Raw genomic sequence first — 22,113 nt, forward strand, 5'->3', positions numbered from 1 at the left:
GTCCAGCATAGACGGGAGCGATTCACGGCAAAATCATCAACCGGGTTGAGTAATATAAGAAATAACGGCTTTACCGGGCGGGTATTAGTGACAAAGGAAGATAATGTGCGTTGATCACTTTTTACACTATCTCCTTTTTTCTCCACGTTTTCTCACGTACTAACGCGTAAAGTACTACGGCGATGGCGCCTCGCATGCATGTCGCCTCACAATAACAGACCAGTCGCCTTGAGGTTTAGATTGAATGGCTAACTTTTTTATTGATCGCCCGATTTTTGCCTGGGTTTTGGCAATCATTGTCTGTTTAACCGGTACATTGGCCATTTTTACGCTGCCGATCGAGCAATATCCCAAATTGACGCCGCCTACCATCCGCATCACCTCCAAATATCCCGGTGCTTCCGCCAAGACGCTGGAAAATACCGTCACGCAAATTATCGAACAAAATATGACGGGCCTGGATAATTTGCTTTATATGGCGTCCCAAAGCAGTAACTCCGGACAGGCCACCACCACGCTGACGTTTGAGGCGGGGACCAATCCCAACGAAGCCATGCAGGAAGTGCAAAACCAACTGCAGGTTGCGCAGCACCGCTTGCCCCAGGCGGTTCAGACCCAGGGGATTACCGTCACCAAAACCGGCGACAGCAACCTGATGATGATAGCGTTTGTGTCCACCGACGGCTCCATGAACAAAGCCGATATTGCGGACTATATGGTGAGCCATCTGCAGGAACCCCTTAGCCGGGTCAACGGCGTCGGCGAAATCGACGCCTACGGTTCGCAATTCTCCATGCGTATCTGGCTAAATCCAGACAAGCTAAACAGTTTTCAACTCACGACCGACGACGTCGTGACGGCCATCGAGTCGCAAAACAGCCAGGTGGCGGTGGGTCAGCTCGGCGGTACGCCATCGGTGGACAAGCAGGCACTGAACGCCACCATAAACGCCCAGTCGCAGTTACAGACCCCGGAGCAGTTTCGCGCCATTACCCTTAGGGTTAACAGCGACGGTTCGGTGGTTACCCTTGGCCAGGTGGCGGATATCGAGCTGGGCTCGGAAAACTACGATTACCTCAGTACCTATAACGGCATGCCCGCCGCCGGCATGGGGGTGAAACTGGCCTCCGGCGCCAATGAGCTGGAAACCAACGTCAATGTCAAAAAGCGGCTGGCGGAGCTGGCTCCCTACTTTCCACGCGGTCTGAAAGCCGAAATCGCTTATGAAACCGCCCCCTTCGTCACCGCCTCCATTGAAGATGTGGTGAAAACCTTGCTGGAAGCCATTCTGCTGGTATTCCTGGTCATGTACCTGTTCCTGCAGAATTTCCGCGCCACGCTAATTCCCACCATCGCCGTGCCGGTGGTGCTGCTGGGCACCTTTGCCATACTGGCCTCCTTCGGTTTTACCATCAATACCCTGACCATGTTCGCCGTGGTATTGGCCATCGGCCTGCTGGTGGACGATGCCATCGTGGTGGTGGAAAACGTGGAACGGGTAATGAGCGAGGAATATTTATCGCCGCGGGACGCCACCCGAAAATCCATGGGACAAATCCAGGGCGCCCTGGTGGGTATCGCCTTGGTGCTGTCGGCGGTGTTTGTGCCCATGGCGTTTTTCGGCGGCACCACCGGGGCGATTTACCGGCAATTCTCCGTGACCATCGTCTCGGCGATGGTGCTCTCGGTTTTGGTGGCCCTGATTTTAACCCCCGCCCTGTGCGCCACGTTGCTAAAACCGGTGAAAAAAGAGGATCACCACGAGAAGAAGGGCTTCTTCGGCTGGTTTAACCGCTGGTTCGACAAAGGGGCCAACCGTTACCAGCGCGGCGTTACCAATATCCTCCAGCGCAGCGCCCGCTGGCTGCTGCTGTATGCCCTGTTGCTCGGCGGCATGGTGCTGCTGTTCCTGCACCTGCCCACCTCGTTTCTGCCCACGGAAGACCTCGGGGTATTAATGGCCCAGGTGCAGCTTCCCACCCAGGCCACCCAGCAACAGACGTTAAAAGTGGTGGGCAAGGTAGAACAGTATTTCCTGACCAAGGAAAAGGACAACGTCCTGTCGGTATATTCCACTATCGGCACCGCGCCCGGGGGCAATGGACAAAACGTCGCGCGGATGTTTATCCGGCTAAAACCCTGGGATGAGCGGGCCAGCAGTTCGACGCGCTCCGCCGCCGCCATCATCGAACGGGCCACCAAGGCCTTCGCCAAAATCCCGGAAGCCCAGGTGCTGGCCAACAACCCGCCGGCCATCTCCGGTCTGGGCAATGCCGCCGGCTTTGATATGGAACTGGAAGATCATGCCGGCCTGGGGCACGCTCAGCTGATGGCGGCTCGGGATGAGCTGCTGGCCAAGGCCAACGCCTCGCCTCTGCTTACCCGTATGCGGCATAACGGTCTGGATGACAGCCCCCAGCTGCAAATCGATATCGATCAGCGCAAAGCGCAGACATTGGGCGTTTCCATTGATGATATTAACGACACGCTGCAAACCGCCTGGGGGTCGACCTACGTTAATGACTTTATCGATCGTGGGCGTATCAAACGCGTTTATGTGCAGGCGGCGGCGGAATACCGGATGTTGCCCGGCGATATCAACCACTGGTATGTCCGCAATGGCAGCGGCACCATGGTGCCCTTTTCCGCCTTTGCCACCTCACATTGGGAATATGGTTCACCTCGTCTGGAACGCTATAACGGCCTCTCCTCGCTGGAAATCGTCGGTGAGGCCGCCGCGGGCGTCAGTAACGGTACGGCGATGGATCTGATGGAAAAACTGGTGGCGCAATTGCCCACCGGCTTTGGACTGGAGTGGACGGCAATGTCCTACCAGGAACGCCTCTCCGGATCGCAGGCGCCGGCGCTGTACGCCATCTCCCTGCTGGTGGTATTTCTGAGCCTGGCGGCGCTGTATGAAAGCTGGTCCATTCCTTTCTCGGTCATGCTGGTGGTGCCGTTGGGGGTAATCGGCGCGCTGCTGGCCACCTGGCTGCGCGGTCTGGAAAACGATGTTTATTTCCAGGTAGGATTACTCACCGTTATCGGCCTGTCGGCGAAAAACGCCATATTGATTGTCGAGTTCGCCAATGAGCTGCATATCAGAGGCCAGGGGCTGGTGGAAGCAACGCTGCACGCTTCGCGCATGCGCCTAAGACCCATCCTGATGACCTCGATGGCTTTTGTCTTCGGGGTCATGCCGATGGCGCTCAGCACCGGCGCGGGGTCCGGCAGTCAGCACGCGGTGGGGACCGGGGTTATCGGCGGCATGCTTTCCGCCACCATCCTGGCCATCGTGTTTATCCCGCTGTTTTTCGTTTTGATTCGCCGGCGCTTCCCGTCCCATACGCAGCCGCATCCCGAGTCAAACATTCAGCTGTTAACGGAAAGCAGCGAGCATCCGGAGCCGTAAGCTGAAAAAGCGTGGACGTAGAAATGATAAAGGCCGCTCCGATGGGGCGGCCTTTATTCTAGAGATGTTATTTTCAAGGTGTTCAAAATTACATAAATATAAAATTGGGGCCTTGTTTTCGGCATATGTTTACTTGCGTAACATTGCTTCAATAAAATCTTACCAGTTACCTAACTCTGTATCAATCATCACTGCCTCTCTGTTCTTGTGCGCTTATTATACAAATGCGCCGTGAAAAGAGAAGAGCCGTCGGGATAATTTTAGTATATTTCTCGAGCTGCTTCACAAAACGAATTTGCATATTAGAATTAATGCACTATCCTGATGCATTTTCATCATCCAGGTTACAGAACATATCACTACGGGTTAAGACTATGCTGCCGCAAACCCCATTGGCCGGTCAGTGTCAGCACGCGTATGCCGGGCTTCGGACCGCGTTTCCCGATAAAAACAGAGGGAGTGTATACATTGGCCCGATGAATGTCAGGCATTTGCCCTAAGGCGGTTATATTAATATTTCTAATCGAATGCCAAATTTACGCGTTTTTATTAACAATAAACAGCATTAATGAAAGTTATTTCATCTCCGTTTGCCGCGGCGGCCGATTTATGCGAAAAGCGACAATTATATTCCCTTACCTTTTATTACCTGATTAATAACACCACCGCCTGGCGGGGAAATATCATTGTATTTAATAAGGTCATTAGCGGGATTATGCCTGATGTAGGAATTAAATCAGTTTAAAACCCTGGTTATGACTCTTAGCGAAAGGCTATTGTCCTGAGAAAGACTTCTCCCCATTGACCGTCGAAAGCCGAGAGGTTCACCCTTGTCTGGATTCATACTCCGTTTTCACGCATTATGAAGGTCATTCTGATAAAGGTAGCCTTTCCCCATGCATGAGCAAGATGTCTCATTAACGATCTACGGAATTAAAAACTGCGATACGATGAAAAAGGCCCGACGCTGGCTCGACGAGGCGCAGCTTCCCTACCGGTTTCATGATTACCGGGCCGACGGCGTAACCGGCGAACTGCTGCAGGGCTTTATCCGGCGGACCGACTGGCGAGTGCTGTTGAATACCCGCGGCACCACCTGGCGCAAGCTCAGCGAGGAGCAGCGCAGGCAGGCCGAAGATGCCGCCGGGGCGTTGGCATTGATGTTAAGCCAGCCGGCCATTATCAAACGTCCGGTTTTGCAGCGGCAGGACGGCGCCCTGCTGGTGGGTTTTGACCCGGCGGAGTATCAGAAATTTACCGGCCGGGGGGTATAATATGGCCTGTCCGGTTCTGGAATTAACCCAACAGCTTATCAGGCGACCTTCCCTGAGTCCCGATGATGCGGGCTGCCAGGCGCTGCTGATATCCCGTCTTCAGGCTGCCGGTTTCACCGTTGAGCCGATGCCGTTCGGCGATACCCTGAACTTTTGGGCCTGGCGCGGCGAGGGGCGGACCCTGGCCTTTGCCGGCCATACCGACGTGGTTCCGGGCGGCAACGGGGAGCACTGGTTTACGCCTCCCTTCGAACCTGCCCTGCGCGACGGTATGCTATACGGCCGGGGCGCCGCCGATATGAAAGGTTCGCTGGCCGCCATGACCGTGGCCGCCGAGCGCTTTGTCGCCCAGCATCCGGATCATCGGGGACGGCTGGCGTTTCTTGTCACCTCCGATGAGGAAAGCACCGCCGTCAATGGCACGGTAAAGGTGGTGGAAGCACTGATGGCGCGCGGAGAACATCTGGATTATTGCCTGGTGGGAGAACCTTCAAGCCACCGGCATGTCGGGGATATCGTGAAAAACGGCCGGCGGGGTTCCCTGACCGCCAATCTGGTGGTCCAGGGTATCCAGGGCCATGTGGCCTATCCGCAATTGGCGGATAATCCGGTGCATCGCGCCATACCGGCGCTGAATGAACTGGTATCCACCGTTTGGGATCGGGGCAATGCGTTTTTCCCCCCCACCACGATGCAGATTGCCAATATCCAGGCCGGCAGCGGCAGCAATAACGTGATCCCCGGTGAGCTCAAGGTGCAGTTTAATTTCCGCTTCAGCACCGAGCTGACCGACGGACAAATCCGATCCCAGGTGGAGGCCTTGCTGCAGCGCCACGGCCTGCGCTACAGCCTTGACTGGTGGTTATCCGGCCAGCCTTTTCTTACCGCCCGCGGCGAACTGGTGGAGGCGGTGGTCAACGCGGTGGAGCATTACCAGGAATTCACCCCTTCCCTGGAAACCACCGGCGGCACGTCGGACGGCAGATTTATTGCCCGCCTGGGCGCCCAGGTGGTGGAGCTGGGGCCGGTGAACGCCACCATCCATAAAGTGAATGAGTGCGTCAGCGCCGCCGACCTGCAATTGCTGAGCCGAATGTATCAGCGCATTATGGAGCAATTGGTCCTATGATGACCCCGGATATGCTTACCGGCCAAACCGACCGGCATGTGATCCTCCTTTCCGAGGGGCATCGTCTGCAATCGGAGGCCGCGGCCGCGTTTAACGGCCTGCGGCAGGCCGGCAGATTGCAGGGATTCAATCTGCGGCCCGCCAGCAGCTTTCGCGATTTTGACCGGCAATTGGCTATCTGGAATGGAAAATTTCACGGTCGGCGACCATTATTAGATAAAGAGAGCCGTCCGCTGGACAGTCAAAGCCTGAGCGTACCGGAGCGTTGTGAAGCCATATTGCGCTGGTCGGCCCTGCCCGGCACCAGCCGCCACCATTGGGGCAGCGACGTTGACGTTTACGATCCCGATCTGCTGCCCGCCGGCCGCACATTGCAATTGACCCCGGCGGAGTATCAGCCCGGGGGCTATTTCGCCCCGTTGACCGAGTGGTTAACCGAACATATGGCGGACTATGGTTTTTATCGTCCTTACGCCCGCGATCGCGGCGGTGTCGCCATAGAACCCTGGCATCTGAGTTATCGTCCGCTGGCCTGCCAGGCCGAATGCTTGTTAACGCCGGACATTGTGTCGGCGTCATGGAAAGAGTATGAAGTGGCGGGGTCAACGTGGATTATTCCGCAGTTACCGGCCATTTTTCGCCGTTATATCGGCAATGTCGATAAGGAGTGATATCATGGAATGGTTGGCGAAATATTGGTGGATCATCTTGATTCTGCTGGCGGGCATGCTGATTTCCGGCATCAAGGAACTGCGCCGGGTGGATGTCAAGCGCTACCTTAAAGACAAGCCGGAGTTGCCGCCCCATCGGGACAATAACGCCAAATGGGATGAGGACGATGACTGGCCGAAAAAGAAATAGCCGCCGGCCGGGGAACCACCAGGACCTTTTAGATATCGCTTACGTCTGCCAGGTAGCCGCCGGGTTCACTTACCCGTCGCCAGATGCCGCAGGTTTTTTCATCCAGCGACAGCAGCGCCGCCGCGGTTTCCTCCCGCCGGCGGATCAATAACGCCTTTTTGCCGGTAACGCCGATGCGGGCCACCATCTCGGCGTCGCCGAGCCGCTGCTCCAACTCGCCGCGCAGGGCCGGCAGCGGCAGCGGGGAGAGCCGCAGCAGACGCAGCAACGCGGCCCGGCAGGCTTCCGGCGGCCGGTGGGCAAAGGCAAAACCGGCCAGATCCCGCCAGTCGCCATCATCCAGTTCCCATCCGCCATCATCAGTCGATAGCCTCTGTGCCCGGGCGAATCTCACCTCTGCCCGCTGCGTCATTCGCTGCCCGGCGGCGCTGAGGGGCAGCAGCGCCATGGCGCTATAGCATCCGCTGCTGGCCTCAAGACGGGATCCGATATGGACTAACCGAAATCCGGACGCCTGCCAGAATTGCCGCAACTCATCGGTGAGGCCGAAACTCACCGACAGGAAATCCAGGCCGTCTTCCGCCGCCCGCATACGCGCCTGGCGCAATAATTCCCGCCCCACGCCCCGGCGACGGTGAGCGGCGGCCACCGCGATCCGGCTTACCCGGCGGGATAGCAGCTGCGCCGCGGTCCGGATGCCGCCATGGGCCGCCAGGGACTGCGCCACCAGATTGCCCGGCGGGCGGCGTCGTCCCGCCCAAACCTCATGGGCCATCTCGGGCGTTAAACCGCCCTCGTCCACCGTCCATAGCCCGCCAATCACTGCATCCTGTCTACGTGCGACAATAAAATGCTGGCCGGGAGCATCCATCAGGCGGCGCAGATCCAGCGGCGAGGTGCGGTAGTGGGCGCCGGTAAGCAAATCGTAAAACGCCCTCAGGGCCTGCGGATGCCGCTCCCAGCTCTTCTGCCCCGGCTCGCTAAAAGACGGCGCGCCGCCATAATATCCGGATGAACGGTCTTGCGCCGGCTCGTCGCCATGATGATGTAGTGACGGGTCTTGCGCCGGCTCGACGCCACCAGGTTCCTGCGGAGTCGGGATGGGCACAGGTCCGGCGGAGTCCGGCGGGTTACACGATAAGAGAGGGTTGCCGCCGCCCCCGGATGAAACGGGATCCAGCAGCAGCGCCTCCGCCAGCCAGGATTCCAACGGATCGGCGGCGGCCCAGCGCAGCGGCTGTTGTAGTGTCAGACTGTGCCACTGCGGCAGCGAGGCGCAGAACTTCAGCAGAAACCCGCGGCCGGTGCCTTCGTAGCCCTGTACCGTGGTGGTCAGCAAGACCCGTGGAAAATAGCTTATCAGCTGCCGCAATAACGGCAGAGGAATGGCGGCGGCCTCATCCACCAGCAGCCAGTCCGCGGCCGGATGGGTGCGGCAGTGCTCCAGCAGCGCGTCGGGCGAGAAAAACCTGGCCCGGTTCGCCGCGTATTGCGCCAGCACATCGGCGGCCTGCCTGGCCGGGGCCGCCACCCAACAGCGTGCCTTGGTCCCGGCCGCCAGCATGCCGGCCAGGGTGGATTTGCCGCGCCCGCGCGGGGCGGTCAACACATAAATGCCGCTCTGCGCCGCCAGGAGCCGTTCCAGCAGGGCTTGTTGTTCAACCGTCGGTCCACCCTTGGGCGGCTGCCACCGGGGCCGCGCCGCCCACACCGGCAGCGAGGGGGTTTGATGCTGCCTAAACAGCGCCGTTTCATGGCAGTGCTGCAGGCTGTGCTGGAAATGATGAATAAATGAGGGGGTGGCGATAGGCTCGGGCTGTTCGCTCCAGCGCAGGGAATCCCGGTCGGGCAGAAAGGGCCAGTCATCCCAGGGGGGGGTGAGCAAAACCAGCCAGCTGCCGGCGGTGAGCATCCCGGCCAATGCCGCCAGGGCGTCCGCCGCCAGACCGGTGCGGGCGTCGAAGACCCCATGCTGAAACTCGCGTCCCAGCAGGGATTTAATGGCGGCCGGGGTAGCCGTGATACCGGCGCCGTCTTCCGCCCGGCCAACCCAAAGCCAATCGCCGGGCAACAGCAGGCGCAGCTCGCGGACCAGCGAAGCGCTCCAAAGCGGGTCGCCGCTTAATACCAGCAGCCGCCGGATGCCGGAACGGCGCATGGATGCCGCGGTCTCGGCCAACCAGTCCGCCATAGCAGGCGACAGGCCGGGCATATCAATGTTTGCCAATCACTAATGACAAAAGACCGGCGGCAATCAACGGGCCTACCGGCACGCCGCGCAGCAGCGCCACCCCAAGCACCGTGCCCACCAGCAGGCCGGCCACCACCGAAGGCTGGCTCGACATCAGGGAAACACCGCGGCCGCCCAGCCAGGAAACCAGCACCCCGATCAAAATGGCCAGCAGGGATTTCCAATGCAAAAAAGAGTGCATGACGCTGCTGGCGGAAATCGTGCCGCTGGCTATGGGGGCCATAACACCGATGGTCAGGATGATAATACCGAGGGTCAGTCCCTGCTTTTCCACCCAGGGAAAAAAATGGCTCAACGGGGTCAGACGGACGATAAGCAAGAACAGGATGGCCACTGTGACGGTGTTGTTATGGCTGATAATGCCCAGTGCCGCCAGCGCCAGTAAAATCAGTAGCGTCGGATCCAAAAAAGTCATGAGAATTTCATCCCGGATTATCATTCAGGGCAAAACGCCGCCAGCGCGGCGGCAACGGCCCGTCACTCTTGCTCTCCCGCCCGCCGGCGGGTCTGTTTATGCCGGTACCCGCCGGGGGAGCGCTGGGCTCAACGCGCCGGCGGTACCATTACGCCGCCTCACAGAGGGAGAGGGGAAAGAATGCGCGTCCGTCCCGCTCTACGCCGCTACGGTGTGCGACTTTCCCATAGGCTTCAATCACGCCGCCCAGACTTTGACGGAAACGATCCTTGTCCATCTTATTGAGAGTGGCTTTATCCCACAAACGGCTGCCGTCCGGTGAGAATTCATCACCGAGCACCACCTCACCCTGGAACAAACCGAATTCCAGCTTGAAATCCACCAGGATCAGGCCCGCATCGTCAAAAATCTTGCTTAAAACGTCATTGGCCTGATAGGTCAACTGCTTCATACGGGCCAGATGCGCTTCGCTCGCCCAGCCGAAGGTGGCGCAGTAAGATTCGTTAATCATCGGATCGTGCATGGCGTCGTTCTTCAAAAACATATCGAACAGCGGCGGATTGAGGATCTCGCCTTCTTTGATGCCCAGACGCTTCACCAGGGATCCGGCCGCGCGGTTGCGCACGACGCACTCTACCGGAATCATGGATAATTTTTTAACCAGTACCTCGGTATCCGACAATAGGCGGACCATTTGCGTGGGAATACCGGCTTCGGCGAGTTTGGTCATGATAAAATAGTTGAATTTATTATTAACCAAGCCCTTACGCTCGAATTGTTCAATACGTTGGCCATCCAATGCTGACGTATCATTGCGGAATTCTAAAATCAGCAAATCCGGATCCTGGGTGGTATAGACCGTTTTCGCCTTTCCGCGATACAACTCAGCTAACTTTTGCATCTTGATTCACTCCAATTGCAAATAACGCTTAACGATAAAAAAAGGGGCGCCGGCCCCTTTTTTGGATTAGTGGGTAGACGACTTGCTGAGAGCCGCCTGGAATACCTGCACCAGGGCGTCGTTTTGCGACTGGGTGAGGGTATGGCCTTTTGGATCGGTAAACTGCAGGGTGCTGCGGTTGCCCAGATCTCCCACCTGCAGCTTGTAATCGCCGTTAACCAGGCCGGGGTCTTTGGCGCCCAGGTCATCCCAGGTACCGCTGCTCGGAGAATCATAGGTGACGGAGATGGTCCCCAGCGGACGGCTGGTATCCTTCACCTTCATGCCGATCTTATCCAGCGCCGACGGCAGATGCTGCCACACCACCGCATAGGATGAGCGCACCACCAGCAGCGGCAGACCGGAGTCATCCGCCCCGCTTTCAACGCTTAAATCGGCGGTCTGGCCGGATATCCGGCTCTTGTCCTGATCCTCGTTGAGCTGTTCGAGCCCCTGCGCCACGCTGTTCAGCATCGACACGGTGTAACGCTGGACCATGGCCGGCGCCGCCACCGGGTTGTTTTGCTGTTCAAGCGCCAGTGATTTCACCATCAGCGAGGTTTGATAACCCTCGGTACGCAGGCTCACCTGGTAGCGGCCGCGATATTGCACATCCTCGTCGGCACGGGACCATTGCACCCAATCGGTGTTTAATGTCTGGTCGGCGTCCTGGCGGGAGGCGATGGTGTAGCCCTTGCTTTGCACCACACCCACGACCCGCGACCACAAATCACGGGCCTGCGCGCTGTTTTCAATCTGGATGACCGCGGTATCGCCGCTATACTGCGAACGGGAACCGTCCAACAAAGCCAATGGCTGCGCCGGCGGCCGGACATCCAGTTCCTTGCCTACCTGGCCTTTCAGCGATCCGGGGGGTACTTCGTAATCCCCGTTCTCAACGGGCAGAATCATACCGGATGGACTGTTAAGCGCGCTAAGTGCCGGTGCCTGCAGGTAATCTTCATTGCCGTTTACCTGACGTTTATAACGCTGATCGCTGGTACAGGCCGCAAGCAGCATGAACAACGACGCGCCCACCACTTTTGCCACCACCGACTTTTGTAATGAATAAGCCATCAATTCTCCCTAACAGAGTTACAGCAAACCGGCATCCGTTAACGCTTGTTCAACAACACGGCTATCATTCTCGGTCAGCGGCGTCATCGGCAAACGTAACGTATCGGTTGCCATTAATCCCAATGCTTTACAGGCCCACTTAACGGGAATTGGGTTGGATTCTATAAATAATTTCTGATGCAACGGCATCAGGCGCTGATTCAACCGGCGCGCTTCAAGAAAATTGCCCTGCGCCGCCAGCGCGCACATTTGCGCCATTTCGCGGGCGGCGACGTTCGCCGTGACGGAAATCACGCCCCTGCCGCCCAGTTGCATGAAGTCCAGCCCGGTGGAATCGTCCCCGCTGAGCAGGATAAAATCATCATCAACCAGCTCTTGGATCTGGCTGACACGGTTTAAGTTCCCCGTGGCTTCTTTTACCGCGACGATATTTTTAATTTTGGACAAACGCGCAATCGTGGGCGGCAACATATCACAACCGGTACGCGACGGCACATTATACAGGATTTGCGGCAAGTCTGTGTGTTCGGCGATCGCCTTGAAATGCTGGAACAGGCCTTCCTGGGTCGGTTTGTTGTAATAAGGCGTCACCGTCAGGCATCCCACCACGCCGCTGTTGTTAAAACGCTGCGTCAGGCAAATCGCTTCCGAGGTTGAATTGGCGCCGGTGCCGGCGATCACCGGGATACGGCCGTCGCTCAGTTCCAAGGTCCGCATCACCACTTCGCCATGCTCATCGTGGCTCAGGGTGGATGACTCGCCGGTGGTGCCGACTGAGACTATCGCCGACGTTCCGCTGGCGACATGATAATCGATTAATTTTTTTAAACTCGCCCAATCGACGGCACCCTTGTCATCCATTGGTGTAACCAGTGCAACTATGCTTCCCGTAAACATTGACCATCCCCTCCACAAACAGGTTATTCATGGTACTTTTGTCACCTATCCAAAAGCAAGCAAACATCGGTCATGTAAGCCCTTGGCAGCAGGTTTTTTTTAGGGTTACCATGTAAATCACATCTCGCTGGACAGGAAGCGCAATTTTGCCGCAGCAACAACAACATTATCTGGTCATCACCGCGCTGGGCACCGACCGTCCCGGTATTGTCAATACCATCACCCGGCATGTCAGCGGGTGTGGCTGTAATATTGAAGATAGCCGCCTCGCCATGCTGGGGGAAGAATTCACGCTGATCATGTTGTTATCCGGCAGTTGGAACGCCATCACGCTTATCGAATCCACCCTGCCCCTCCAGGGTGTCGACCTGGATTTGCTTATCGTGATGAAACGAACCGTCGCCAGTGAACAAAAAGAGACGCCCACCACGGTCTGGGTTAAGGTGGAAGTGGAGGATTCCCCCCACCTGATTGAGCGTTTTACCGATTTGTTCGACAGCCATCATATGAATATCGCCGAGCTGGTTTCCAAAACGCAGCCGGCTCAGGGTGAACATCCGCCGCGGCTTTATATCCAGATTACCGCCCATGGCTCGTCGGATCGGCCGGTGGGAGAGATCGAAGATACGTTTCATCAACTCTGTACAGAACTGAATGCGCAAGGCAGTATTAGTGTTGTGAATCATCCACAGAATTAATAGATAGATGGAGTATTGCAATGACGCCACTGAAAGCCGGTGATACTGCGCCGAAATTTAGCTTGCCCGATCAGGACGGTGAACAGGTTAGTCTGACCGACTTCCAGGGACAAAAAGTATTGGTTTACTTTTATCCCAAGGCCATGACTCCTGGCTGTACCGTGCAAGCCTGCGGGCTGCGTGATAATATGGACGAACTGCATAAATCGGGCGTGGAAGTTCTCGGCATCAGCACCGACAAACCGGAAAAGCTGTCGAAATTCGTTGAGAAAGAGCTGCTTAATTTCACCCTGTTGTCCGATGCCGATCACAGCGTGGCCGAAGAATTCGGCGTATGGGGTGAAAAATCCTTTATGGGTAAAACCTATGACGGCATACATCGCATTAGCTTCCTGATCGGACTCGACGGCAAGATTGAGAAGGTGTTCGACGACTTCAAAACCAGTAACCATCACGATATCGTGCTGGCCTACCTTAAAGGCGCCTGATTCATCATGCCGGCCATGATTGTCCGGCCTGCGGGCCGGTCGGTACTTGCCGGCGCGAAAAAAGCCAGAACGCTTAGTTGCCGTCGCTGTCAAAGACTGTATCGCTACGGCTCAGGTAGAGGATGGAGTTTATGCTACCAAGGATGAAAAACAGCCTTATCGCCGGCCTGCTGGCCGCCATGGCCCTGACCTATTGCCCGTTTCTGTTGGCTGATGATTCGGACCAGCTGCCCGATATGGGCACCACGGCCGGCAGCACGCTGAGCATCGGCCAGGAAATACAGATGGGGGATTTTTATGTCCGTCAGTTGCGCGGCAATTCGCCCCTGATTAACGACCCCCTGCTCGAGGCCTATATCAACCATCTGGGCAACATTCTGGTGTCCCATGCCCATTCGGTGAATTTCCCGTTTCACTTCTTCCTGATCCGCAACGACGAACTGAACGCCTTTGCCTTTTTCGGCGGCAACGTGGTGGTGCATTCGGCAATATTCCGCTATACCGATAACGAAAGCCAGCTAGCCTCGGTGCTGGCCCATGAAATATCCCATGTGACCCAGCGCCACCTGGCGCGCGCCATGGAAGATCAAAAACGCAGCGCGCCTCTGACCTGGGCCGGCGCGCTGGGGTCCATATTGCTGACCATGGCTAACCCGCAGATGGGCATGGCGGCGCTCAGCGGTACCCTCGCCGGGACGCAGCAGGGAATCATCAGCTTTACCCAGGGCAATGAGCAGGAAGCGGATCGCGTCGGCATTCAGGTGTTGCAGCGCTCCGGTTTTGATCCGCAGGCCATGCCTGATTTTTTGCAAAAGCTGGCGGACGATACCCATTATTCCACTACCCCGCCGGAAATGCTGTTGACCCACCCCCTGCCGATGAGCCGCCTGGCGGATATCCGCAACCGGGCCAACCAGATGCGGCATGTGGTGATGGATTCGTCACAGGACTTTTATCTGGCCAAGGCGCGGATTCTCGGCATGTACAGCACCACCAACAACGTCCTGGGGGACGACACCCTCACCCGCTGGAAAAAGGGCAACGCGCGTCAGCAAATCGCCGCGCAATATGGTGAAGCGGTGCTGTTTCTAGAGGCGAAAAAATACGACGATGCCCGCCGATCCCTGCAACCGCTGCTCAGCAAACAGCCGGCCAGTATCTGGTTCGTGGATTTGATGACCGATATCGACCTGGCGCAGCAGCGCGCGCCGCAGGCCATTGCCCGGCTGGAGGCGCTGGTAAAGGTACAGGACAATTCCGCCAATCCGGTTTTGCTGCTTAATCTGGCGAACGCTTACGTGGAAGGCCATCGTTATAATGATGCCATCCATCTTCTTAACCGTTACACCTTCAATCATCAAGACGATACCAACGGCTGGGATCTCCTGGCGCAAGCCTGCGCCGGCTTGGGAATGAGGGATCAGGAACTGGCGGCGCGCGCGGAAAGCCTGGCGCTGAACGGCCAGCTCGATCAGGCCGTCCGGGCATTAAGCAATGCCAGCTCGCTGGTGAAATTGGGCAGTCTGCAACAGGCCCGTTACGATGCCCGGATCGATCAACTGCGGGATTTGGAAAAACGCTTCAAGCCTTACCAGAAATCCTGAGCGCTGAACACGGCCTGAGCTTGCTGCAAAAGTGCTTGCACGGATCAGGCCGCCGGATCCTGGCCATACGGTAAACCTGCCGTGAACACGTCCCTGCCGGCTCGATCCGCGCCACGTTTACAAGTGAAGAATCTCTTTGACAAAGGGAATGGTCAGCTTGCGCTGGGCACTGATGGAGGCGTGATCGAGCTGATCCAGGGTTTGTGACAAGGTTCTCATATCCCGCTCCAGCCTTTTAAGCAGAAAACGGCTGACGTCTTCCGGCAGCTCGAAACCACGCAGTTTGGCCCGCAGCTGCAGGGCGGCGCCTTTCTCCTCGTCGGACAAAGGCTGAAGCCGGTAGATTTGTCCCCAATCCAGACGCGAGGCCAAATCCGGCAGGTTCAGTTTCAGCTGGCGCGGCGGGCAGTTGCCGCTGATGATGAGACGGGTTCGCCCGGTTTCCTGTATCCGGTTGTAGAGATTGAAAATAGCCATTTCCCAAGGCTCGTCACCGGCGATGCATTCAATATTATCGATGGTGACCAGCGCCAGTTGCTCCATGCCGTCCATTACCTCCGGCACGAACCAGGTCCGTTTATCCAGCGGCACATAGCCGACGGCTTCCCCGCGGCCGGAGAGTTCGGCGCAGGCGGCGTGCATCAAATGGCTGCGCCCGCCCCCCGTGCGGGACCAGAAGTAAAGATAACTCCCGTGCTCTTCGGTTAACATGCTGTGCAATGCCGCCAGCAGCGACAGATTTTCACCCGCATAAAAGCTGGCGAACGTTTCGTCATCTGGCAGATAAAGCGGTAAAGAGAGTTGTGCCGGCGTAGTCAGAATTACCTCAATGCAAACAGGCAGGATAACAGGTTTAGTTTAACATAAAATTCAAAAGGGGATAATATGGAAAGGACGGCTTGGCAAAGTTAATTTGCCTGATACATAATCCGTTTTTCCATAAGTAACTAGAAATCTTTTTTTATCATAACGCTCATTGGGAACGGCAAACCTCGTTTGTTCCGTGACAGGGGAGGCTTATCGTTCCCAGGGGATATAAATGTAATTGAAGTTTTTTAAAAACCATCCGATTAGCTATTTCAATGAATATTGCAGGGAGTGAAGAACATGAAACATCAGCCGTTGGAGTGCTCGAAAATCATAAATAACTAAAACAATCAGCCCACAGCGGCCGGCGCCCCGCCGTTATTAACGGTATTAATTATCCGGCTTGCCTACGTGAGCGGACATAGCAGGGAAGAGGTTGCCGCACTACTGCTTAAGCCGTATAAACAAGGGTTTATCAATACGAATGATGCTGAAAATATAACCCGGCATTTTCCGTTTTTAGAAAAGGTCGCCCTGAAACTGGATTTGATTAATTATACTATTACATTAATGGCCGCTTATATGGAAATAGAGGTGGCTTATGCCAAAGGAATAATCCTGCCAAGAAATATAGTGACGAATATTATGACAAGTTATCATTAATGGTCAGTCTGATAAAAGAATGAGTAATGTTTTATTCGACGACGGGCGAACGTAATGCCGTCAAGATACTGCATTCGTTCATGCGTTTTTGCCGGTAGCGGCGACGTAGCTCATAAAGCTTTATTTCCGGCACCGCCGGTGGGCTAATCCTTTCCTGCACCACGGCAAGATGCCGCTCCAGCGGAAAATCAATATCAGAACAGGCGCGCTCCCTTTAACATGTCCGCTTCACGCACGGTGATCGCGGGCCTACCGCGCCATGGGGCGCTCCGGCCGCCGCCGGACGGCGGCTTCGACCCCATTGTCACGGTCTCCCTTTAACACGTCCGCTTCACGCACGGTGATCGGGGGCCTACCGCGCCATGGGGCGCTCCGGCCACCGCCGGACGGCGGCTTCGACCCCATTGTCACGGTCTCCCTTTAACACGTCCGCTTCACGCACGGTAATCGGGGGCCTACCGCGCCATGGGGCGCTCCGGCCACCGCCGGACGGCGGCTTCGACCCCATTGTCACGGTCTCCCTTTAACACGTCCGCTTCACGCACGGTAATCGGGGGCCTACCGCGCCATGGGGCGCTCCGGCCACCGCCGGACGGCGGCTTCGGCCCCATTGTCACGGTCTCCCTTTAACATGTCCGCTTCACGCACGGTGATCGCGGGCCTACCGCGCCATGGGGCGCTCCGGCCGCCGCCGGTCGGCGGCTTCGACCCCATTGTCACGGTCTCCCTTTAACATGTCCGCTTCACGCACGGTGATCGGGGGCCTACCGCGCCATGGGGCGCTCCGGCCGCCGCCGGACGGCGGCTTCGGCCCCATTGTCACGGTCTCCCTTTAACACGTCCGCTTCACGCAGGGTGATCGGGGGTCTAGCGTTCCGGCTTTTCCAGATTGGCGGCGTCAAGGACCGGCGTGCTGTCAGCGTCGATTATCACTTCTTCACCGCGGACCAGGGTAATCACCTTGAATAGCAGGCTCAAGCCGATACCCACGACGGTAGCCAGGGCCATGCCCTTCAGTTCGGCGGCGCCGATATGTATTTTCGCGCCGCTGACGCCGATAATCAGGATGACCGAGGTCAGGATGAGATTTTGCGGCTTGTTATAATCCACCTTCGATTCAATCAGTACCCGGATCCCCGAGGCGGCAATCACCCCGTACAGCAGCAGCGAGACACCCCCCATCACCGGGACCGGCACCGCCTGGATCGCCGCAGCAAGCTTGCCGATACATGACAGTAGGATGGCGAATATCGCCGCGCCGCCGATTACCCAGGTGCTGTAAACCTTGGTGATGGCCATGACGCCGATATTCTCGCCGTAGGTGGTGTTGGGGGTGGAGCCGAAAAAGCCTGAAAGCATGGTGGAAACGCCATTGGCGAACATTGAACGATGCAGGCCGGGATCGCGCAGGAGATCGCGCTTGACGATATTGGCGGTGACCACCAGATGGCCGATATGCTCGGCAATCACCACCAGCGCCGCCGGCAGGATGGTCAGAAAGGCCACCCATTCAAAACGCGGTGTGTAAAAGGTCGGCATGGCAAACCAGTGCGCGGCCGCCACCGGCGATAAGTCTACCGCGCCCATAAACCAGGCCGGGGCATAACCCGCCAGTACCCCGATAAGGATCGGGATAATCGCCAGGAAACCGCGGAACAGTACGGACCCCAGCACCGTCACCGCCAGGGTCACCATGGAAATGATGACGGTGGAGTGATCAACGCTTGCCCCGTCGGCAGGCAGCAGCCCCGCCATATTGGCCGCAACGCCCGCCAGCTCCAGGCCGATAACCGATACGATGGCTCCCATCGCCGCCGGCGGGAATACCACCCCGATCCAGCCGGTGCCGGCCACTTTGACAATCCATGCCACGATGCAAAACAGCGCGCCGCAGGCGATAAAGCCCCCGAGGGCCGATTCGTATCCCATCGGCGGCAGCAGCAGCACCGGCGATATAAAGGCAAAGCTTGACCCCAGATAGGCCGGGATTTTTCCTTTGCAAATGAACAGATACAGCAGGGTGCCGATGCCGTTGAACAACAGCACGGTGGCGGGATTGATTTTGAATAAAATCGGAACCAGGACGGTGGCGCCGAACATGGCGAACAGGTGTTGTAAGCTCAATGGGATGGTTTGCAGTAACGGCGGGCGTTCATCCACTGCGATGGCGCGACGGGTCATGTGAGTTCCTCAATTTAAAATCAAAAACCGACCCTTCCGGTCGGCTTGATGTTATTTGGTACCGAATAACTTATCGCCCGCATCGCCGAGGCCCGGCATGATGTAGCCTTGCTCGTTGAGGCCCTCGTCAATGGCCGCCGTATAGAGTTCAATATCGGGATGCGCCGCTTCCAGCGCCGCCAGCCCTTCCGGCGCCGCCACCAGTACCAGCACCTTGATAGCTTTGCAGCCGGCCTTTTTCAGCAGATCGATAGTGGCAATCATCGAGCCGCCGGTGGCAAGCATAGGATCCACCACCAGGGCCATGCGCTCGTTGATATCCGACACCAGCTTTTGAAAATAGGGTACCGGTTTGAGCGTGGTCTCGTTGCGGTAGATGCCCACCACGCTGATACGCGCGCTGGGGACGTTTTCCAATACGCCGTCCATCATGCCCAGGCCGGCGCGGAGGATAGGCACGACGGTAATTTTTTTGCCCTTGATCTGATCGATTTCAACCGGACCGCACCAGCCCTCGATGGTGACTTTTTCAGTCTCGAGATCGGCGGTTGCCACATAGGTCAGTAAACTACCCACTTCCGATGCCAATTCGCGAAAACGCTTGGTGCTGATGTCATTTTCACGCATTAAAACAAGCTTGTGTTTAACGAGCGGGTGTTTTACTTCAACGATCTTCATCATTACTCTCCCCAGGAAGCATTGAACGGTCAAAAAAATCGCGAGATTATAACCCCTTTTTTTTGCCGCGCCCTATGAAAATAGCTGATCCCGATCAATGGATTATTAAAATTCACTATAGACAATGAAAAGCCAAATGGTTTGACAACACCACTCGCAAACGTTTGCCCGCGCTGTTAGAATTGCCGGCGCCCTATTTAAACCGCAACATATCATCTCCGTGGGGATCTTGCAGTGACCGAAAAACCTCTCTCAGCTATAAAGACGCAGGTGTGGATATCGATGCCGGCAACGCATTGGTAGACCGCATTAAAGGTGTGGTGAAACAGACGAAACGTCCCGAAGTCATGGGCGGGCTGGGTGGCTTCGGTGCGCTGTGCGCGATACCGCAGAAATACCGCGAGCCGATTCTGGTTTCCGGCACCGACGGTGTCGGCACGAAACTGCGTCTGGCGATGGATCTGCAACGTCACGATACCATAGGTATCGATCTGGTGGCGATGTGTGTGAATGATCTGGTGGTGCAGGGAGCCGAACCGCTGTTTTTCCTTGATTACTTCGCTACCGGAAAACTGGATGTGGATACCGCCGCCCAGGTCATCACCGGCATCGCGGAGGGCTGCAAGCAGGCCGGCTGCGCGCTGGTGGGGGGCGAAACGGCGGAAATGCCCGGCATGTACCACGGTGAGGATTATGATGTCGCCGGTTTCTGCGTCGGCGTGGTGGAGAAATCAGAGATCATCGACGGCAGTAAAGTCCGGGCGGGGGATACGCTGCTGGCTCTGGCTTCCAGCGGTCCGCACTCCAACGGCTACTCCCTGGTGCGTAAAATTCTGGAGTTCAGCCAGACCGATCCGCTGCAAACCCGGCTCGAGGGCGCGCCTTTGGCGGATCATCTGCTGCAGCCTACCCGCATCTACGTCAAGGCGCTGCTGCAGCTTATCGCCCAGACGGAAATCCATGCCATCGCCCATCTTACCGGCGGCGGTTTTTGGGAGAACATCCCCCGGGTATTGCCGGCGGATACCCGGGCGGTGATTAACGAAAGCAGCTGGCAGTGGCCGGCGGTATTCCATTGGCTGCAGCAGGCCGGCAACGTAAGCCGCCATGAAATGTACCGCACCTTTAACTGCGGCGTCGGCATGGTGATAGCGGTTCCGGCCGAGAGCGCGGACAGCGCGCTTGCTATGCTGGGCGCCCTGGGGGAAACCGCCTGGAAGCTGGGGGAGATCGAACCCCTTACCGGCGAGGACCGGGTGATCATCCGCTGATGAAAAAGATTGTCGTGCTTCTCTCCGGCGAAGGCAGCAATCTTCAGGCGGTAATGGATGCCTGCCGGGATGGTAAAATTCCGGCGCGGATCGCCGCGGTGTTCAGCAACCGCGCCGATGCCTACGGATTACAGCGCGCCGCCCAGGGAAGCCTGCCGGCCCATGCCCTTAATCCCGGCGATTATCCCCATCGGGCCGCCTTTGACCAGGCGTTGATGGAACGCATTGATGAACACCGGCCGGACGCGGTCATCCTGGCCGGTTATATGCGTATCCTGTCGCCGGCGTTTGTCAGCCATTATGCGGGCCGGCTGCTGAATATCCACCCTTCCCTGCTGCCGCGCTATCCCGGCCTGCACACCCACCGCCAGGTCTTGGCCAACGGTGATGATGAACACGGCACGTCAGTGCACTTCGTCACCGAGGAACTAGACGGCGGGCCGGTGATTTTGCAGGCGAAGGTGCCGGTGTTTCCGGACGATAATGAAGCGGAGCTGGTGGCGCGCGTCAAAACCCAGGAACACGCCATTTATCCCCTGGCTATCCGTTGGCTGCTGCAGGGCCGCCTGGAATTGCGGGGCGGCATGGCGCGGTTGGACGGACTGCCGTTGCCGCCGGCCGGCTACGCGGCGGAATAGGCCTAGCGCAGACGTCCGGTAATATACTCTTCGGTTTTACGTTCCGCCGGCGAGGTAAACAAACGATCTGTGGCGCTGAATTCCACCAGGCGGCCCTGGTGGATAAACGCGGTATAATCCGATACCCGCGCCGCCTGCTGCATGTTATGCGTCACCAGCACCAGGGTGAAATGCGCTTTCAGTGAGATCATCAGCTCCTCGATGGTCAGCGTGGTGATGGGATCAAGCGCCGATGTCGGTTCATCCAGCAATAAAATTTCCGGCTCGACGGCAATGGCCCGGGCGATGACCAGCCGCTGCTGCTGGCCGCTGGAGAGGCGGAAGGCGTTTTCCCGCAGACGATCCTTCACTTCATGCCACAGCGCGGCGGCGCGCAGCGCCTGTTCAGCCGCGATATCCAACGCCCGGCGATCGCGGATCCCCAGCAGCCGCAGGCCGTAGACCACGTTATCATAGATGGATTTCGGAAAAGGATTGGGGCGCTGGAATACCATGCCCACCCGCCGGCGCAAGGCCACCACGTCCTGCTGCGGATGATAGATATTTTCTCCTCCCAGACGGACCTCTCCCTCTACGCGGCAATCTTCGGTAAGATCGTTCATGCGGTTAAAACAGCGCAGCAACGTCGATTTGCCGCAGCCCGAGGGACCGATAAGCGATGTGATGTGCCGCTTGGGTATGCGCAGGCTGATATCCTCCAGCGCCGGCCGCCCGTTATAATACACCGCGAGGCTTTTCGCCTCCAGCGCCGTTTGCCCGACATCCAGCAGGCTGACATCCGGCACCGGCGGAAAAATATCCTGCTTTACCAATGACATGGCTTGTTCTC

General features: G+C 57.3%; 20 protein-coding genes. 11 read left to right on the forward strand and 9 right to left on the reverse strand.

All coding sequences use genetic code 11. The features are described from left to right. Positions 1 to 244 precede the first annotated feature (244 nt). The 5 genes from acrD (at position 245) to GTU79_RS20250 (ending at position 6,676) form a co-directional block, all read left to right on the forward strand. A complete protein-coding gene (gene acrD, locus GTU79_RS20230; protein ID WP_203523648.1) occupies positions 245 to 3,412 on the forward strand; it encodes a multidrug efflux RND transporter permease AcrD in 3,168 nt (1,055 codons plus the stop codon). Positions 3,413 to 4,308: 896 nt separating this feature from the next. Beyond that, on the forward strand, positions 4,309 to 4,686 hold the full coding sequence (locus tag GTU79_RS20235; protein WP_203523649.1) for an ArsC family reductase: 378 nt from the start codon (positions 4,309 to 4,311) through the stop codon (positions 4,684 to 4,686). Position 4,687: 1 nt separating this feature from the next. Next, on the forward strand, positions 4,688 to 5,815 hold the full coding sequence (gene dapE, locus GTU79_RS20240) for a succinyl-diaminopimelate desuccinylase (protein WP_132926992.1): 1,128 nt from the start codon (positions 4,688 to 4,690) through the stop codon (positions 5,813 to 5,815). After that, on the forward strand, positions 5,812 to 6,486 hold the full coding sequence (locus tag GTU79_RS20245; RefSeq protein WP_203523650.1) for a M15 family metallopeptidase: 675 nt from the start codon (positions 5,812 to 5,814) through the stop codon (positions 6,484 to 6,486). Before dapE ends, GTU79_RS20245 begins: the two co-directional genes overlap by 4 nt. A 4-nt stretch (positions 6,487 to 6,490) precedes the next feature. Further along, the gene (locus GTU79_RS20250) at positions 6,491 to 6,676 is read left to right on the forward strand and encodes a YpfN family protein (protein ID WP_132926988.1); all 186 of its coding nucleotides are present in this window, start codon (positions 6,491 to 6,493) and stop codon (positions 6,674 to 6,676) included. A 28-nt stretch (positions 6,677 to 6,704) separates the two neighbouring features. On the opposite strand, the gene GTU79_RS20255 is transcribed toward GTU79_RS20250, so the two are convergent. The 5 genes from GTU79_RS20255 to dapA form a co-directional block, all read right to left on the reverse strand. After that, positions 6,705 to 8,867 (reverse strand): tRNA(Met) cytidine acetyltransferase TmcA, encoded by a 2,163-nt coding sequence (locus GTU79_RS20255; protein ID WP_253073382.1) that lies wholly within the window; start codon positions 8,865 to 8,867, stop codon positions 6,705 to 6,707. A 22-nt stretch (positions 8,868 to 8,889) separates the two neighbouring features. Next, positions 8,890 to 9,342 carry a DUF441 domain-containing protein gene (locus GTU79_RS20260; RefSeq protein WP_132926985.1) on the reverse strand — a complete coding sequence of 151 codons (453 nt, stop codon included), beginning with the start codon at positions 9,340 to 9,342 and terminating at the stop codon, positions 8,890 to 8,892. 148 nt (positions 9,343 to 9,490) lie between these two features. Next, the gene (gene purC / locus GTU79_RS20265) at positions 9,491 to 10,243 is read right to left on the reverse strand and encodes a phosphoribosylaminoimidazolesuccinocarboxamide synthase (RefSeq protein WP_214513313.1); all 753 of its coding nucleotides are present in this window, start codon (positions 10,241 to 10,243) and stop codon (positions 9,491 to 9,493) included. 66 nt (positions 10,244 to 10,309) lie between these two features. Next, complete coding sequence (bamC, locus tag GTU79_RS20270; protein WP_132926981.1) at positions 10,310 to 11,359, reverse strand: outer membrane protein assembly factor BamC; 1,050 nt, start codon at positions 11,357 to 11,359, stop codon at positions 10,310 to 10,312. A gap of 18 nt (positions 11,360 to 11,377) precedes the next feature. Then, positions 11,378 to 12,256: a 4-hydroxy-tetrahydrodipicolinate synthase gene (gene dapA / locus GTU79_RS20275; protein ID WP_132926980.1), complete on the reverse strand. Its 879-nt coding sequence runs from the start codon at positions 12,254 to 12,256 to the stop codon at positions 11,378 to 11,380. A 146-nt stretch (positions 12,257 to 12,402) separates the two neighbouring features. Here dapA and GTU79_RS20280 point away from each other — a divergent pair, with 146 nt between their 5' ends. The 3 genes from GTU79_RS20280 to bepA all read left to right on the forward strand — a co-directional run bounded on the left by GTU79_RS20280 (position 12,403) and on the right by bepA (position 15,046). Beyond that, a complete protein-coding gene (locus tag GTU79_RS20280) occupies positions 12,403 to 12,954 on the forward strand; it encodes a glycine cleavage system transcriptional repressor (RefSeq protein WP_132926978.1) in 552 nt (183 codons plus the stop codon). A 20-nt stretch (positions 12,955 to 12,974) separates the two neighbouring features. Continuing rightward, positions 12,975 to 13,442 carry a thioredoxin-dependent thiol peroxidase gene (gene bcp / locus GTU79_RS20285; RefSeq protein ID WP_132926976.1) on the forward strand — a complete coding sequence of 156 codons (468 nt, stop codon included), beginning with the start codon at positions 12,975 to 12,977 and terminating at the stop codon, positions 13,440 to 13,442. Between the two features lie 131 nt (positions 13,443 to 13,573). Continuing rightward, positions 13,574 to 15,046, forward strand: coding sequence for a beta-barrel assembly-enhancing protease (gene bepA, locus GTU79_RS20290; protein ID WP_203523652.1), 1,473 nt, complete (start codon positions 13,574 to 13,576; stop codon positions 15,044 to 15,046). A gap of 117 nt (positions 15,047 to 15,163) precedes the next feature. Here the strand turns inward: bepA and hda are convergent, their stop codons facing one another. Then, positions 15,164 to 15,877, reverse strand: a complete 714-nt coding sequence (hda, locus tag GTU79_RS20295; RefSeq protein ID WP_413726985.1) for a DnaA inactivator Hda — start codon at positions 15,875 to 15,877, stop codon at positions 15,164 to 15,166. Positions 15,878 to 16,264: 387 nt separating this feature from the next. Between hda and GTU79_RS20300 the strand changes: the two genes are divergently transcribed. Continuing rightward, complete coding sequence (locus GTU79_RS20300; RefSeq protein WP_214513314.1) at positions 16,265 to 16,516, forward strand: hypothetical protein; 252 nt, start codon at positions 16,265 to 16,267, stop codon at positions 16,514 to 16,516. Between the two features lie 867 nt (positions 16,517 to 17,383). On the opposite strand, the gene uraA is transcribed toward GTU79_RS20300, so the two are convergent. Together uraA and upp are read right to left on the reverse strand one after the other, a co-directional pair. Beyond that, a complete protein-coding gene (gene uraA, locus GTU79_RS20305; protein WP_214513315.1) occupies positions 17,384 to 18,697 on the reverse strand; it encodes a uracil permease in 1,314 nt (437 codons plus the stop codon). A 51-nt stretch (positions 18,698 to 18,748) separates the two neighbouring features. Beyond that, positions 18,749 to 19,375 (reverse strand): uracil phosphoribosyltransferase, encoded by a 627-nt coding sequence (gene upp, locus GTU79_RS20310; RefSeq protein ID WP_214514173.1) that lies wholly within the window; start codon positions 19,373 to 19,375, stop codon positions 18,749 to 18,751. 209 nt (positions 19,376 to 19,584) lie between these two features. Here upp and purM point away from each other — a divergent pair, with 209 nt between their 5' ends. Both purM and purN read left to right on the forward strand, forming a co-directional pair. Then, positions 19,585 to 20,646 carry a phosphoribosylformylglycinamidine cyclo-ligase gene (gene purM / locus GTU79_RS20315; RefSeq protein WP_214514174.1) on the forward strand — a complete coding sequence of 354 codons (1,062 nt, stop codon included), beginning with the start codon at positions 19,585 to 19,587 and terminating at the stop codon, positions 20,644 to 20,646. Then, on the forward strand, positions 20,646 to 21,284 hold the full coding sequence (gene purN / locus GTU79_RS20320; protein ID WP_203523654.1) for a phosphoribosylglycinamide formyltransferase: 639 nt from the start codon (positions 20,646 to 20,648) through the stop codon (positions 21,282 to 21,284). Before purM ends, purN begins: the two co-directional genes overlap by 1 nt. A 2-nt stretch (positions 21,285 to 21,286) precedes the next feature. Here purN and pstB read toward each other — a convergent pair whose 3' ends face one another. Next, on the reverse strand, positions 21,287 to 22,102 hold the full coding sequence (gene pstB / locus GTU79_RS20325) for a phosphate ABC transporter ATP-binding protein PstB (protein WP_203523655.1): 816 nt from the start codon (positions 22,100 to 22,102) through the stop codon (positions 21,287 to 21,289). Positions 22,103 to 22,113: the final 11 nt, after the last annotated feature.

It is taken from the genome of Sodalis ligni (assembly GCF_016865525.2).
In the GTDB taxonomy this organism is placed as follows: Bacteria; Pseudomonadota; Gammaproteobacteria; order Enterobacterales; family Enterobacteriaceae; genus Acerihabitans; species Acerihabitans ligni.